Raw genomic sequence first — 16,211 nt, 5'->3', positions numbered from 1 at the left:
GCGCTGCGCTCCGCGTTACCCGGTGTGGGAGCGCTCGCGGGTCGCGCGCTTGAGCGCGTCGACGTCGATCGCCGACGCGAGATGCTCGATCGAGACCGGGAGCCGCCGCTTCCAGTTCGGATGCTCGTAGACGGTGCCGGGGATGTTCGGCTGCTCGACAATGCCGAGCAGGTCCTCCATCGACACCGCCATCATCCGCGACCGCGTCCGTGCCAGCAAGTTCGCCACCGAATAGAAATCGTTCGCATGGATGTCGTGCCGGCGCAGCACGTCGTCGAGTTGGCCGAGCGCGTGCCAGCGCCCCTCTTCGGTCTCGCCAGGATCGATCCCGAGCGCACGCTTGGTCTTGAGGTCGCTGAACGAGCGCCAGCCCGCATAGGTCGAGAGGTCGTGGGTGTTGAAGGTCACCAGCGCATCCGGCAAATAGTAGTCGGCGTTGCGGAAGACGCCCCGGTCGTCGGTCTCGAACATCATCACGAGATAGGACCAGATGCCCCAGCCGTTCATCTGCTCGCGGAACCCCGGAGGTACGGTGCCGAGGTCTTCGCCGATCACGACGCAGCGGCTCGCCACGCTCTCCTGCGCGGTCGCCGCCAGCAGCGCCTCGAACGGCATCAGCACATAGGCGCCATTGGCCGGGCCGAAGCCGCGCGGCACCAGATAGAGCCGCTTCAGCCCGAACGCGTGGTCGAGCCTGATTGCGCCGGCGTGGTGCATCGAGGCGCGCAGCATCTGCCTGAACGGCTCGAACGAGCGCTGTTCAAGGCCCGCGGCATTGAAGCCGGCAAGCCCCCAGTCCTGGCCCGCCGTGTTGAGCGGGTCCGGCGGCGCGCCGACGCCGAGATGGCGCGAGATCGCGGTCTGCTCATTCCAGGCGTCGAAACCGTCCGACTGCACGCCGACGGCAACGTCGAGATAAAGCCCGACCCGCATGCCGAGCTTGTGCGCAAGCGCCTGGCAGGCGCCGAGTTGACGGTCTGCGGTCCATTGCACGAATTCGACGAACTCGACCTCGGCGGCAGAGTCGCGCGCACGGCGCAATCTGGCGCAAGCTGCATCGCTCGGCTGCCGCCATTCGTCCGGCCATTCCCACCACGGCGTGTTGAATTTGTGCCGCATCACCTCGAAGCAGGCGAAGCGCGACAGCAGCGTGCCCTGCTCGTTGCGATAGGCCTCGAAATCCTGCCAGCGGCCGAGGCCCGGGTTGGCCTTGAAGGCTGCGAACGCCGCGCGCAGCGCGGGCCATTTCTGCGCCGCGACGCCGACATAGTCGACCATGTCGTGGCTGCGGAGCTGCGCCAACGTGGCCTTGGTCTCGGCATCGGTGCGGAATTCGGGAATCTGCTCGACGTCGATGTAGAGCCCATTGAGGAACAGCCGGCTGTTCGGTGAGTACGGACTGCAATCGCCGGGCCGATCGTCGAACAGCGCATGCAGCGGATTGAGCCCGACGCCGTCGGCGCCGAGCCGGTGGGCGAATTCGAGCAGGTGCTGCAGGTCGGTGAAGTCGCCGATGCCCCAGTTGCGCGCCGACCGCACGCCGTAGAGTTGCACCGCGATCACCCAGCAGCGGTCGAACTCGCCGCCGAACGCGCCCTGCGGCGCCACCAGCAGCGGCAGCTCCTCACTGCCCGATGCGTCCGACAGCTGCAGCCGATGCACGCCTTCGGGCAGACCGGACGGCCACGTCACACTGCGCTCACGCGCCTCGCCCTGCGCGAGCACCCCGGTGCCATTCGCAAGCTTCCATTGCACCGGAAGCCGCGCCGCCTCGGAGAGCCGCGTTTGCGCAGCCTGGCCGCCTCGGATCACCACGGGATCGGCGATGATCCGACGGGGCGCCTGCGGCGGCAGCGCGTCGAGGATCGCCGTGAGCGCCTCGGGGGTTGTCACACGGCGGTGACCGCTGCCATCGATATACTCGGTCTGGATTCCCAGGGTCTGGGCTTTGGCGTAAAGGTCCATTCGGCACGCTGCCTGCTCGCAACGGTAGGTGGATCGTTGCTAAATTGTACAGATACGGGAAAGGGATAGTTGATGTTCAACGCTCTACCCTATCCGGCGTTCCCACCGGGAACCATTGCCCGGCGAGCGGCTTTCTATATGGGTCTGGCGCGCCTCCTTCCCGGCGCCGGGACGTCATTTGCATTTTTAATGGCGGCATCACCGTGAACAAAACCCTCCGGCCTGTCGAGAGTGCCAATGGCACTTTTCATATCACCGATGTCTATCCGTCGGTTGATGGCGGCCGCTTTCCAGTCAAGCGCATTGTGGGCGAACCTGTCGAGGTGTGGGCCGACATCTACCGTGCCGGACATGACGTGATGTCGGCGGCATTGGTGTGGCGGCGCGAGGGCGACGACGAATGGCAGGTCGCGCCGATGACGCCGCACAGCGATGACCGCTGGGGCGGCGCCTTCGTGCCCGACCGGCCCGGCCGCTACGCCTTCGCGATCGAGGCCTGGACCGATGAATTTGCCAGTTGGCGGCATCGCTTCGAGCAGAAGCCGCACGATGGCAGCGACCGCACGCTGGACGCGCTCGAAGGCGCGGGCATGCTGACCCGGGCGCAGGCCGGCAGCCCGTCGGCGGCGGCCGTCATCATCAGGCAGTGCGAAATCTTTCTGCAGACCGGCGAACCAGGTGCGCTGCTCGCGCCCGAATTGCGGGAGGCGATGGCCGGCAGCCAGTTTCGCCGCGATCTGATGCGATCGCAACTCTACCCGCTCACCGCGGACCGCCCGCGGGCACGCAGCAGTGCGTGGTACCAGATGTTTCCGCGCAGCCAGGGCAAGACGCCGGGCATGCATGCAACCTTCAACGACTGCATCGCGCGACTTCCCGACATCGCCGCGATGGGCTTTGACGTCGTCCTGCTCGCGCCGATCCATCCGATCGGCCGGCAGCATCGCAAGGGCCGCAACAATGCCGCGATCGCACAGGCGGGCGATCCCGGCAGCCCTTACGCGATCGGCGCAGCCGAGGGCGGCCACGACGCCGTGCATCCGGAACTCGGCACGCTCGACGACTTCCGCGCCTTCGTGGCGGCAAGCCAGGCGCATGGCCTCGAGGTCGCGCTCGATTTCGCCGTGCAGTGCTCCCCCGATCATCCCTGGCTGAACGAGCATCCGGAGTGGTTCAAGCGGCGCCCGGACGGATCGATGCGCACGGCCGAGCATCCACCGCAGCGCTGGGATGATGTCGTCAATCCGGATTTCGGGTCCGAAGACGCCGGCGCGTTGTGGCGCGCGCTGCGCGACGTCGTGCTGTTCTGGATCGAACAGGGCGTCAGGATCTTCCGGGTCGACAATCCGCACACCAAGCCGCTGGCGTTCTGGGAGTGGCTGATCCGCGAGGTGCGGGACCGCGACGCGGACGTGCTGTTCCTTGCGGAAGCCTTCGCGCGCCGGAAACTGATGAAGGGCCTCGCCAAACTCGGCTTCACGCAATCCTACAGCTATTTCACCTGGCGGACGCAGCGCTTCGAGCTCGAACAATATCTCGGCGAATTGACCTCCTATCCCGAGCGTGACTTCTTTCGGCCGAATTTCTTCGTCAACACACCGGACATCCTGCCCTTCCACCTGCAAAGCGGCGAATCCTGGATGTTCAAGTCGCGTCTCGCGCTGGCCGCGACGCTTTCAAGCAGCTATGGCATCTACAGCGGCTTCGAATTGCTCGAACACACGCCCATCCCCGGCCGCGAGGAATATCTCAACTCCGAGAAGTACGAGATCAAGGTTCGCAACTGGGAGCAGCCGGGGAACATCAAGCCCTATATCGCAGCCCTCAACCGGATCAGACGCGGCAATCCGGCCCTGCAACAATTCGCCAATTTGCGCTTTATCAGTGTCGATGACGGCGGCGTGATCGGCTTCATCAAGGAGGCGGCCGATCAGGGCAATGTGATCGCGGCCGCGATTGCATTGTCAGCCGAGCCGCGTGAGGTCTGGCTGCCGCTCGGCGACGTCATGGTCGGCCGTGGCGATGCCCACCGCCCCGTCTCGGCAGTGGAAGACCTTGTCACCGGAGAGCGCCACGCGCTCGAATGGGGAGGCATCCGTCTACGTCTAGATCCTGCGCGCGATCCCGCGTTGCTGCTGCGCTGTGTCGCCTGAAGGAGCCGTCATGAACGTATTCTCCTCCGTCAATACCCAGGAGAAGGTCGCAACCGAGACTGCGGACCAGCTGTGGTACAAGGACGCGATCATTTACCAGCTGCATGTCAAGGCATTTGCCGACAGCAACAATGACGGCATCGGCGACTTCGCGGGGCTGACGGAGAAACTCGGCTATCTGCAGGAGCTCGGCGTCACCGCGCTGTGGCTGTTGCCGTTCTATCCCTCGCCCGGCCGCGACGACGGCTACGACATCGGCGACTATGGCGACATCAATCCCGATTTCGGGACGATGAAGGACTTCAAGCGCTTCATCCAGGAGGCCAAGAAGCGCGGCCTGCGCGTCATCACCGAGCTGGTCGTCAACCACACCTCGGACCAGCATGCGTGGTTCAAGCGCGCGCGCCGCAGCCCGCCGAATTCGAGCGCGCGAAGCTGGTACGTCTGGAGCGACACCGACCAGAAATACCTCGATACAAGGATTATTTTTACGGATACGGAGAAGTCGAACTGGACCTGGGATCCGGAGGCGGGTCAGTTCTACTGGCATCGCTTCTTCTCGCACCAGCCGGACCTGAATTTCGACAATCCGCGCGTGGTGCGCGCCATCGTGCAGGTGATGAAGCGCTGGCTCGACACCGGCGTCGACGGCTTCCGGCTCGACGCCATTCCCTATCTGTGCGAGCGCGACGGCACCAACAACGAGAACCTGCCGGAGACGCATGCCATCATCAAACGGCTGCGCCAGGAGCTCGACGCCTATGCCAAGGGCAAGATCCTGCTGGCCGAAGCCAATCAATGGCCGGAGGACGTGCAGGAATATTTCGGCCATGGCGACGAATGCCACATGGCCTATCACTTCCCGCTGATGCCGCGCATCTACATGGCGATCGCCCAGGAAGACCGCTTTCCGATCACCGACATCCTGCGGCAGACGCCCGACATTCCCGCCGCTGCGCAGTGGGCGCTGTTCCTGCGCAATCACGACGAGCTGACGCTGGAAATGGTCACCGACGTCGAGCGCGACTATCTGTGGTCGACCTACGCCAACGACCCGCGCGCCCGCATCAATGTCGGCATCCGCCGCCGCCTTGCGCCGCTGATGGACAACGACCGGCGCAAGATCGAGCTGATGAACTCGCTGCTGCTGTCGTTCCCGGGCACGCCGATCATCTATTACGGCGACGAGATCGGCATGGGCGACAACATCTATCTCGGCGACCGCAACGGCGTGCGGACGCCGATGCAGTGGTCGCCGGACCGCAACGGCGGCTTCTCGCGCGCCGACCCGGCGCGGCTCTACGCGCCGATGATCATGGATCCGGTCTACGGCTATGAATCGGTCAATGTCGAGGCGCAGTCGCGCAGCCTGTCCTCGCTGCTTTCGGCGACCAAGCGGCTGATCGCAGTGCGCAAGTCGACGCTCGCCTTCGGGCGCGGCACCATGACCTTCATCCGCCCGGAGAACCGCTCGGTGCTGGCCTATGTGCGCCAGTACCAGGGTGAAGCGATCCTGTGCGTGGCCAATCTGTCGCGGTCGGCGCAGGCCACCGAGCTCGATCTGTCCGCCTTCAAGGACCGCATTCCGCTCGAGATGCTCGGGCGCACGCGGTTTCCGGCGATCGGCGAGCTGCCCTACATGATCACGCTCGCGCCGTACGGCTTCTACTGGTTCCAGCTGCAGGAGCGCGACAAGTCCGAGCCGGTGACGCCGCGCGCGGTGCCGGAATTCGAGACGCTGGTGGTGCCGCTGAATTCGACCTGGATGTCGTTGGCACGCACCCGCGGCGTGTTCGAGCACGACGTGCTGCCCGGCCACCTCGCCCGCACGCGCTGGTATCCGGAGCGCTCGGCCAGCGCGATCCAGCCGATGCTGGTCTCTGCGATCCCGTTCTGCGACATCGGCGACAACCGGCCGTGGCTTGCCTTCTTCGAGACCACGCAACGCGGCACCACCAGCCGCTACGTGCTGCCGATGCAGATCGAGTGGGTGCGCTTCGACCGCGAGCGCTACAACCCGCGCGCGTTCGCCGCCGTGCGCCAGGGCGCGCGCGAGGGCACCTTGCTCGATGTCGCCACCGACCAGATCTTCACCGGTCTGTTCCTGCGCAACTTGCGGGAAAACCTCACGGTCGACGAAGGCGAGCAAGGCCTCAAGCTCGAATTCCGGCCGACCAGCCGCTTCTCCGACCGGCCGGTGCGGCAGCCCGAGCGCATCCGGGTGTTCGAGAACGATCAGCCGCATTCGACCGCGCTGGTCGACAACGAATATGTCACCAAGATCTACCGCAAGCTCGAGGTCGGCATCAATCCGGAGATCGAGATGGGCCGCTTCCTCACCGAAGTGGTCAATTTTCCGAACACTCCTGCCCTGCTCGGCACCGCCGAGCTGATCGAAGGCGACAAGCGCAGCGCCATCGCCGTCCTGCATGCGATGGTCGTCAACCAGGGCGACCTCTGGACCATCGCAGGCGCACACCTCGACCGCCTGGTGGAACGGCAGCGCCTGCTCACGGTGAGCGAGCACCCCGTGGAGAACGGCGACCAGGCGACCTATCTGCGCCACATGTCGCATAGCGGGAAGCGGCTCGCCGAGCTGCATATGGCGCTCGCCAGCAACCGCGACCTGCCGGACTTCGCGCCCGAGCCGACCAAGCCCGACGACCTGCAGCGCTGGGCCGACGAGATCATGGCGCGGGCCGAGCGCGTGTTCGATACGCTGAAGCAGCGGCGCGGCTCGCTGAAGGAGGCCGACCGGCTGCTGGCCGATCAGTTGCAGGCCCAGCACGACACGCTGCCGGAGCGGCTCAAGGCACTGCTGCCGCGCGAGACCGACGGCTTCAACATCCGCCATCACGGCGACCTGCATCTCGGTCAGCTGCTGGTGGTCAAGGACGACGTCTTCATCATCGATTTCGACGGCGGACCGGGCCGCACCATCGCCGAGCGGCGGCGCAAGGCACCGCCGGCGCGCGACGTCGCCGGCCTGATCCGTTCGATCGACTATGCGGCGACCGCCGCGCTGGAACGCACGCTCAAGGTCTCCCCCGACGAGAGCGGCCGGCTGAGCCTCGCCCTGGCCGAATGGCGCGACCAGGCCGCGGATACCCTGCTGGCGGCCTATCGTGAGACGATGGCCGGCCAGCGGCTGTGGCCCGCCGACGCCAAGACGGCCGATCGCCTGCTCAATTTTTTCCTGCTTGAGAAAGCCTTCTATGAGATCGAGTATGAGCTGGCCAACCGGCCGGATTGGCTGCGGGTGCCGCTCACCGGCCTGCTGAGGATCCTGGCGCAACAGCCGCATGAGGTTGCATGAGCAAACTGCCCGCCGAGGCCTATGCCATCATCGAGGGCCGCCACTCCGACCCCTTCCACTATCTCGGGCTTCACCCCGAGGGGGACCGCAACGTCGTGCGCGCCTTCCTGCCCGATGCCAGCAATGTCGAGGCGATCGGCGAGCATGGCGAGACGGCGCCGCTGGCGCGGATCCATGACGCCGGCCTGTTCGCAGGTCCCCTGCCGAACGGCTCGACGCGCTACCAGCTCCGCGCCCGCTTCGGCGACAACGTCGTCGAGCTGGAGGATGCCTACCGGTTTCCGCCGATCCTGAGCGATTTCGATCTCTATCTGCTCGGCGAGGGCACGCATCAGCGCGTCTACGACACGCTCGGCGCGCATCCGATGACGCTCGACGGTGTCGACGGTATCGGCTTCGTGGTGCTGGCGCCGAATGCGCGCCGGGTCAGCGTGGTCGGCGACTTCAATTTCTGGGACGGACGGCGCCATCCGATGCGCGTGCGCGGCCCTGGCTACTGGGAACTGTTCATCCCGCGTGCACGGGTCGGCGACCACTACAAGTTCGAGATCATCGGGCGCAACGGCCAGCATTTGCCGCTGAAGTCCGATCCCCTGGCGTTCGCCGCCGAGGTGCGCCCGAAGACCGCCTCGATCGTGATCGACGAGCGCAGGATCCCGCATCCGCGCCCGGCGCCGGATCGCGCCAATGCGCTGAGCTCGCCGATGTCGATCTACGAGGTCCATCTCGGCTCGTGGCGGCGCAAGGGCCGCAACGAGTGGCTGACCTATCGCGAGATGGCGGAGCAGCTGCCGGCCTATGCCAGCGACATGGGCTTTACCCATGTCGAATTCCTGCCCATCACCGAGCATCCGTTCGACGGCTCCTGGGGCTACCAGCCGACCGGCATGTTCGCGCCGACCAGCCGGTTCGGCTCGCCGGACGATTTCGCCGCGCTGATCGACGCCTGCCACGGCGCCGGGCTCGCCGTGCTGCTCGACTGGGTGCCCGGGCATTTCCCCGACGATCCGCACGGGCTCGGCAATTTCGACGGCACCGCGCTCTACGAGCACGCCAATCCGCTGCAGGGCCGGCACCTCGATTGGGGCACGCTGATCTACAATTACGGGCGCACCGAGGTCACCAACTTCCTGGTGTCGAACGCGCTGTTCTGGCTCGATCGCTACGGCATCGACGGGCTGCGCGTCGATGCCGTCGCCTCCATGCTCTATCTCGACTACAGCCGTCCCGCCGGTGGCTGGATTCCGAACAAATATGGCGGCCGGGAAAACATCGAGGCGATCGACTTCCTGCGCCGCTTCAACACCGAATTGTTCGCGCACTTCCCGCAGGCGACGACGGCGGCGGAAGAATCCACGGCGTGGCCGCAGGTGTCGCGTCCGGTCGAATATGGCGGGCTCGGCTTCGGCTACAAGTGGAACATGGGCTGGATGCACGACACGCTGAAATATATCGGCAAGGATCCGATCCACCGCAAATACCATCACGGCGACATCCTGTTCGGCCTGCACTACGCCTTCTCGGAAAATTTCATTCTGCCGCTGTCCCATGACGAGGTCGTGCACGGCAAGCGTTCGATCCTCGGCCGCATGCCCGGCGACGACTGGCAGCGCTTTGCCAATCTGCGCGCCTATTACAGCTTCATGTTCGGCCACCCCGGCAAGAAGCTGATGTTCATGGGCTGCGAGTTCGGCCAGGAACGCGAGTGGAATCACGACTACTCGATCGATTGGCATCTGCTGCAACAGCCGAGGCACAGCGGCATCCAGAACCTGGTCCGCGACCTCAACCGGCTCTATCGCGCGCTGCCGGCGCTGCACGAGCTCGATTGCGACCAGGCCGGCTTCGAGTGGGTCATCACCGACGACGCCAACAGCAATGTGTTCGGCTGGATTCGCAAGGGCAATGCTGAGCGCGCACGCTGCCTCGTCGTCGCGAATTTCTCGCCCAACATCTACCGCGACTATCGCGTCCGGGTGCCGTTCGCGGGCAAGTGGCACGAGGTGTTCAACTCGGATTCCGCGCATTACGGCGGCACCAATGTCGGCAATGTCGGCGAGGTGCGCGCATCGGAGGGCCCCACGCCCGAACTGAGCCTGACCATTCCGCCGCTGGCTGCGATCTTCCTCGTACCGGAAAGCTGATTGATGCGACTGACCGGGGGTACGTCCGCACGGCTCGGTGCAAGCTGGGACGGCAGAGGCACCAATTTTGCGCTGTTCTCGGCGAATGCGGAGAAGGTCGAGCTGTGCCTGTTCGACGGCCAGGGCCGCCGCGAGCTCGAGCGGATCGAGATGCCGGAGCGCACCGAAGACGTCTGGCACTGCTACCTCAACGACGTCTCGCCGGGCCAGCTCTACGGCTATCGCGTTTACGGGCCCTACGCGCCGGAGCGCGGCCACCGCTTCAACGCCAACAAGCTGCTGCTCGATCCCTACGCCAAGCGGCTCGCCGGTCGGCTGGTGTGGAGCGATGCGCATTTCGCCTATCGCACCGGCAGCGCGCGCGAGGACCTCTCCTTCGACCGCCGCGACAATGCCCGCGGCATGCCGAAGGCGGTGGTGGTCGACGAGAGCTTCAACTGGGGCCGCCGCGAGATCCGGCCGCACATTCCCTGGGAAGACACCATTATCTACGAGGCCCACGTCAAGGGCCTGACGCAGAGGCGCGAGGACGTGCCGCCGAATCTCCGCGGCACCTATGGCGGCCTGTCGTCGCCGGCGATGATCGACCATCTCAAGCGGCTCGGCGTCACCACCATCGAGCTGTTGCCGATCCACGGCCTGATCGACGACCGCATCCTGGTCGAGAAGAAGCTGGCGAACTACTGGGGCTACAACACCATCGCCTTCTTCGCGCCGGAGGCACGCTACGCCCAGGACAATGCGCTCGATTCCTTCCGCACCACGGTGGCGCGGCTGCACGATGCCGGCATCGAGGTGCTGCTCGACGTCGTCTACAACCACACCGCCGAGGGCAACCATATGGGCCCGACGCTGTGCTTCCGCGGCATCGACAATGCCTCCTATTACTGGCTGAACCGAGAGAACCCGCGCTTCTACGACGACTTCACCGGCTGCGGCAGCTCGGTCAACCTCACCCATCCGCGCGTGCTGCAGATGGTGATGGATTCGCTGCGCTACTGGGTCGAGGTCTGCCATGTCGACGGCTTCCGCTTCGATCTCGCCACGACCCTGGCGCGCGGGCCGAACGGGTTCGACCGCAACCACCCCTTCCTCACCGCGATCCGCCAGGACCCGGTGCTGGCGACCGCCAAGATGGTCGCCGAACCCTGGGACCTCGGTCTCGGCGGCTACCAGGTCGGTGCGTTTCCATCGCAATGGTCGGAATGGAATGACCGCTATCGCAGCGCGATGCGGCGCTACTGGAGCGGCGAAGGCAGCCTGATCGGCGATATCTCGGGCCGCATGACCGCGTCCTCGGATCTGTTTCACCACGACAACCGCGCGACCCGCGCCAGCGTCAACCACATCACGGTGCATGACGGTTTCACGCTCGCCGATCTCTTCAGCTACAACGAGAAGCACAACGAGGCCAACGGCGAGGACAATCGCGACGGCTCCAACGACAATCACAGCAACAATTGCGGCCATGAGGGCCCGACCGACGATCCTGCCATCATCGCGCTGCGCCGCCAGCTCAGGAAGAATGCGCTGGCCTGCCTGCTGCTGGCGCAAGGCACGCCGCTGATCCTCGCCGGCGACGAGGTCGCGAACACGCAAGACGGCAACAACAACGCCTATTGCCAGGACAACGAGACCGGCTGGATCGGCTGGGAGAACCTCGGCACGGACGATAACGCCATCGATTTCATCGGCCACCTCACCGCGCTGCGCCAGCGCTTCGGCCAGATCCGCTGCCAGCGCTGGCTCGACGGCCGCCGCACCGACGGCAGCTACGGCGTGCTCTGGCTGACGCCCGCGGCGGAAGAGATGAAGGAATCCGACTGGAAATTCCCCGAGAGCCGATTCCTCGCCTATGTGCTGGGACCGATGGAACCAGGACAGGCGCCGATCTTTATCGTTCTCAATGCCGCACCGCAGGAGATCGTGTTCAGGATGCCGAGGATGGCGGAATACAAGAACTGGCAGCAGGTCCTGAACACGACCAAAGCCGAGCAAACGGCTGAGCAATTCGCATCCGGCGCCGATACCACGGCACCCCCGCGCTCCGTGCTGGCATTTGCAGGCTCCGCATGAACAGACAACATTTCGGCGCCGAGCTGACACCTGACGGCACGCGCTTCCGGCTCTGGGCGCCGGCGGCCAAGCGCGTCGACCTCTTGATCGACGACCCGCATACGCGAAGCCGCGATGCGCACGCGCTCACGCGCGACGCCGCCGGCTGGTACGTCGCCGAAATCGCAGGCGCGCGCGCCGGCACGCGTTACAAATTCCGCGTCGATGACGAAGTCGGTGTGCCGGATCCCGCCTCCGCATTCCAGCCGGACGACGTGTTCGGCCCGAGCGAGGTGATCGATCACGCCGCCTTCAAATGGCGCGCCAACGAGTGGCGCGGCCGTCCCTGGCACGAGGCCGTCGTTCTCGAAGCCCATGTCGGCACCTTCACGCCGGAGGGCACCTACCGCGCCATGATCGACAAGCTCGATCATCTCGTGGCGACCGGCATCACCGCGCTCGAGCTGATGCCGCTGGCGGATTTCGCCGGCAAGCGCAACTGGGGCTATGACGGCGTGCTGTGGTACGCGCCCGACAGCGCCTATGGCCGGCCCGACGACCTCAAGACCCTGATCGACGAAGCGCATCTGCGCGGGCTGATGGTGATGCTCGACGTGGTCTATAACCATTTCGGCCCCGAGGGGAATTATCTCGGCCGCTATGCGCCCTCGTTCTTCAGCGATGCCCATACGCCGTGGGGCAGCGCGATCGACTATCGCGTGCCCGAGGTGCGCGCGTTTGCGATCGGCAGCGTCGTGAGCTGGCTGCGCGACTATCGGTTCGACGGGCTGCGCTTCGACGCGGTCAACACCATCGTCGAGGCCGGCGAGATCTCCGTCCTGCATGATTTCAGCAGGGCCGCCGGCAAGCTCGCCACCGAGACCGGCCGCGACATCAACCTCGTGCTCGAGAACGGCGACAACATTGCAAGCCTGCTCGATGCCACCGAGGATCCGCCGCACGGCAAATTCCGCGGCCAGTGGAACGACGACTATCATCACGCCTGGCACGTGCTGCTGACCGGCGAGACGCAGGGCTATTATGGCGACTACCGGGCGCCGAAGCAGGACCTCGCACGCGCGCTGTCGTCCGGCTACATCTACCAGGGCGAAATCTCGGACTTCTGGGGCGGCAAGGCCCGCGGCGAGCCAAGCGGCGCACTGTCGCCGACCTGCTTCATCAACTTCCTGCAGAACCATGACCAGATCGGCAACCGGCCGCTCGGCGATCGTCTGGTCAGCATTGCAAAGCCACAGGCGGTCGCGGCGGCGCTGGCGGTGACGCTGATCGCGCCGACCACGCCGATGCTGTTCATGGGCGAGGAATGGGGCGCGACGACGCCCTTCCCGTTCTTCTGCGATTTCAAGGGCGACCTCGCCAACGCGGTCCGCGCCGGACGGCGCAAGGAATTCGCCTGGGCCTATGCCAAATATGGCGACGACATTCCCGACCCGCTTGCCGACGAAACGGTGCGGTCGGCCGTGCTCGACTGGGCGGCGCTCGGCCATGATCCGGCGCGCGCACGGCTTGCGCTGGTGCGCGGCCTGCTCGCCGTACGCCGGCAGGAGATCATGCCGCGGCTCAGAGGGTGCCGCTTCGGCGATGCCGTCGTGACAGGCGACCTGTTGACGGCGCATTGGCAGATGGGCGACGGCGGCACGCTGCGGCTGACCGCCAATTTGTCCGATCGCGACATCGCCGATGGACCGGAGTCGAAGGGAACTGCGATCTGGGGCGGCGCGTTGTCGAGCCGCCTCCCCGGCTGGGCGGTGCGCTGGCACATCGGATAGCACAATGCCTCCGGCGATCCCGATCGCGACCTACCGTCTGCAACTCACTGCCGATTTCGACTTCGATGCCGCCGCCGGCGTGGCGCCGTATCTGAAGGCGCTCGGCATCAGCCATGTCTATGCGTCGCCCTTCATGAAGGCGCGCAAGGGCTCGACCCACGGCTATGACGTCGTCGACCACACCAAATTCAACCCGGAACTCGGGGGCGAAGAGGGCTTTGCGCGGCTGAGCGACGCATTGAAGCGCCATGATCTCGGCCTGATCCTGGATTTCGTGCCGAACCATGTCGGCGTTCATTTCGCCGACAATCCGTGGTGGCTCGACGTGCTGGAATGGGGACCGGCGTCGCCGCACGCGGTCTCCTTCGACATCGACTGGGACCAGCTGCCCTATCGCGCACGCGGCGGCGTGCTGCTGCCGATCCTCGGCTCGTCCTATGGCCAGGCGCTGGAGCGCGGCGACATCGAGCTGCGCTATGACGCGAACGAGGGCAGCTTCTCGGCCTGGTATTTCGAGCACCGCCTGCCGATCGCGCCGGAGCGCTATGGCGAGGTGCTGCGCACCACCGTCCGCGAGGCCGCCGCCGAACAGAGCACCGCCGGACGTGCGATGCTCGAGCTCGCCGCGCAATACCGGGGGCTGCGTCACCCCAACCGCCTCGAGGCGCCGGCGCTGAAGGCGGCGATCAAGGCGATCGAGGGCGGCGCCGACATCATCGCAGGCGGTATCGATGCCTATCGCGCCGGCGAGGACCGCCCGACCCAGACGCTGGCGCTGCATCATTTGCTGGAACGCCAGCACTACAAGCTCGGCCACTGGCGGCTGGCGTCCAGCGACATCAACTATCGCCGCTTCTTCGACGTCAACACGCTGGCCGGCCTCAGGGTCGAGGACGCCGCCACCTTCGAGGCGAGCCATGGCCTCGTCAAGCGGCTGATCGCCGAAGACCGGCTGCAGGGCCTGCGGCTCGACCATATCGACGGCCTGCGCGATCCCGCGCAGTACTTCCAGCGGCTGCGCCGCCTGATCCGCTCCGCGCAGGGCGCGAAGGCCAGACCGTTCTACATGGTGATCGAGAAGATCCTCGGCGAGGACGAGAAGCTGCCGAGATTCAGCGGCGTTCACGGCACCACCGGCTATGAATGGATGAACACGATCAGTCAGGCACTGGTCGACGGTCGCGGCCTCGATCCGCTCAACGAGATCTGGCGCCAGATCAGCAACCAGTCGCCGAACCTGACGCCGGTGTTGCGCGAGGCCAAGCAGCGCGTGCTGGAGACGCTGCTCACCAGCGAATTCACCGTGCTGGCGCGGCTGCTCGCGCGCATTGCCAGCGGACACTACTCGACCCGCGACTTCTCCGGCGACAGTCTGCGGCAGGCGCTCGAGCTCTATGTGCTGCACTTTCCGGTCTATCGCACCTATCTCACCGCCTCGGGACCGGCCGCACATGACCGCGCGCTGATCAGCGAGACCATCGAGCGCGCCCGCGCCGACTGGTTCGCCGCCGACGAGGGTATCTTCGATTTCCTGCGCGATGCCTTGACCATGGACCTTTTGCAGCCCGGCCGGCCGCCGCATGGCGCGCCGCGAGTCCGGCGCTTCGCGCTGAAGGTGCAGCAATTCACCGGGCCGATGATGGCGAAGTCGCTGGAGGACACCGCCTTCTACCGCTATCACCGGTTGCTGGCGCTCAACGAGGTCGGCGGCGATCCGGCGGCGAGCGCGATCGCGCCCGAGACCTTCCACGCCATGATGACCGCCCGCGCCCGCGAATGGCCGCACGGCATGACGGCGACCGCGACCCATGACACCAAGCGCGGCGAGGACGCCCGCGCCCGCATCATGGCGCTTGCGGAGATCCCCGGCGAATGGACCAGCGCGGTGGCGCGCTGGAAGGTGCTGAATGCGCCGCATCTCGTGCTCGACCGCGAGATGCGCGCGCCGTCGGCGACGTTCGAATACATGCTGTATCAGGCCCTGCTCGGCGCCTGGGATCCCGATGATGCGTCGCTCGTCGGTCGCATCCAGGCCTACGCGTTGAAGGCGGCGCGCGAGGGCAAGCAGGAAACCAGCTGGCTCAATCCGCACGAGCCTTACGAAGCCGGCGTGAAAGCCTTTATCGAGCGCATCCTCGATCGCAAGACCTCGCCGGAATTCCTCGATGCGCTGGGGACGCTGGCGCAGCGCACCGCGTTGATCGGCGCGCTGAATTCGCTCAGCCAGATCACGCTGAAGGCAACCATGCCTGGCGTGCCGGATTTCTACCAGGGCACCGAACGCTGGGATCTTTCGCTGGTCGATCCGGACAACCGCCGCCCGGTCGACTTCGCCGAACGGGCGGGAATGCTCGCCGCCCTGGACACGCCGGATTGGGACGCACTGGCGCAAAACTGGCGCGACGGCCGTCTCAAATTCGCATGGACTCGGCATCTGCTACGGCTCCGTAACGAGATGGCCGATGTGTTCACCAGCGGCGACTACGTGCCGCTCGCGGTCAGCGGCCCGCACCGCGATCACGTTATTGCCTTCGCGCGGCGCCATGGCCGCGAGGCGGCCATCGTTGCGGTGGCAAGATCATTCGCCCCGTTTACGCAGGGCGGCCGCAACTGGCCGCGCCCCGAAGCTTTTGAGGGTGAGATCGACGTGACGGGATATGCACTGCCGGATGGAGCCACCAGGATTCAGCTCCCGGCGCTGTTCGCCAATCTTCCGGTCGCGGTGCTAAAGGCCAAGGCCGCAACGGCGTCGAAACCAACCTCAAAACGAGCGCGCTCGCACGCCTGA

Annotated in this window: 7 protein-coding genes; 6 read left to right on the top strand and 1 reads right to left on the bottom strand. The window is 65.8% G+C overall.

Annotation, left to right across the window (positions count from 1 at the left end):
* Window positions 1-15: 15 nt before the first annotated feature.
* Window positions 16-1,965 carry a 4-alpha-glucanotransferase gene (gene malQ / locus JEY66_RS13220; RefSeq protein WP_018273097.1) on the bottom strand — a complete coding sequence of 650 codons (1,950 nt, stop codon included), beginning with the start codon at window positions 1,963-1,965 and terminating at the stop codon, window positions 16-18.
* Window positions 1,966-2,168: 203 nt separating this feature from the next.
* Between malQ and JEY66_RS13215 the strand changes: the two genes are divergently transcribed.
* From JEY66_RS13215 to treY, 6 genes are read left to right on the top strand one after another with little or no spacing between them, the layout of a single operon-like run.
* On the top strand, window positions 2,169-4,118 hold the full coding sequence (locus JEY66_RS13215) for an alpha-1,4-glucan--maltose-1-phosphate maltosyltransferase (protein ID WP_018273098.1): 1,950 nt from the start codon (window positions 2,169-2,171) through the stop codon (window positions 4,116-4,118).
* Between the two features lie 10 nt (window positions 4,119-4,128).
* Window positions 4,129-7,434 carry a maltose alpha-D-glucosyltransferase gene (treS, locus tag JEY66_RS13210; protein WP_026193167.1) on the top strand — a complete coding sequence of 1,102 codons (3,306 nt, stop codon included), beginning with the start codon at window positions 4,129-4,131 and terminating at the stop codon, window positions 7,432-7,434.
* A complete protein-coding gene (gene glgB / locus JEY66_RS13205; RefSeq protein ID WP_018273100.1) occupies window positions 7,431-9,578 on the top strand; it encodes a 1,4-alpha-glucan branching protein GlgB in 2,148 nt (715 codons plus the stop codon). The genes treS and glgB overlap by 4 nt, the downstream gene beginning before the upstream one ends.
* A gap of 3 nt (window positions 9,579-9,581) precedes the next feature.
* A complete protein-coding gene (gene glgX, locus JEY66_RS13200; protein ID WP_026193168.1) occupies window positions 9,582-11,654 on the top strand; it encodes a glycogen debranching protein GlgX in 2,073 nt (690 codons plus the stop codon).
* Window positions 11,651-13,423: a malto-oligosyltrehalose trehalohydrolase gene (treZ, locus tag JEY66_RS13195; RefSeq protein ID WP_018273102.1), complete on the top strand. Its 1,773-nt coding sequence runs from the start codon at window positions 11,651-11,653 to the stop codon at window positions 13,421-13,423. Before glgX ends, treZ begins: the two co-directional genes overlap by 4 nt.
* Before the next feature lie 4 nt (window positions 13,424-13,427).
* On the top strand, window positions 13,428-16,211 hold the full coding sequence (gene treY, locus JEY66_RS13190) for a malto-oligosyltrehalose synthase (RefSeq protein ID WP_018273103.1): 2,784 nt from the start codon (window positions 13,428-13,430) through the stop codon (window positions 16,209-16,211).

The organism is Bradyrhizobium elkanii USDA 76 (assembly GCF_023278185.1).
GTDB classification, from domain to species: domain Bacteria; phylum Pseudomonadota; class Alphaproteobacteria; order Rhizobiales; family Xanthobacteraceae; genus Bradyrhizobium; species Bradyrhizobium elkanii.
The sequence above is the reverse complement of the archived record's forward strand: the minus strand, read 5'-3'. Positions and strand labels throughout refer to the sequence as shown.

Coding starts and splice junctions, on each gene's coding strand:
- malQ (WP_018273097.1), bottom strand. CDS start 1,965: ATGGACCTTTACGCCAAAGCCCAGACCCTGGGAATCCAGACCGAGTAT.
- treS (WP_026193167.1), top strand. CDS start 4,129: ATGAACGTATTCTCCTCCGTCAATACCCAGGAGAAGGTCGCAACCGAG.
- glgB (WP_018273100.1), top strand. CDS start 7,431: ATGAGCAAACTGCCCGCCGAGGCCTATGCCATCATCGAGGGCCGCCAC.
- glgX (WP_026193168.1), top strand. CDS start 9,582: ATGCGACTGACCGGGGGTACGTCCGCACGGCTCGGTGCAAGCTGGGAC.
- treZ (WP_018273102.1), top strand. CDS start 11,651: ATGAACAGACAACATTTCGGCGCCGAGCTGACACCTGACGGCACGCGC.
- treY (WP_018273103.1), top strand. CDS start 13,428: ATGCCTCCGGCGATCCCGATCGCGACCTACCGTCTGCAACTCACTGCC.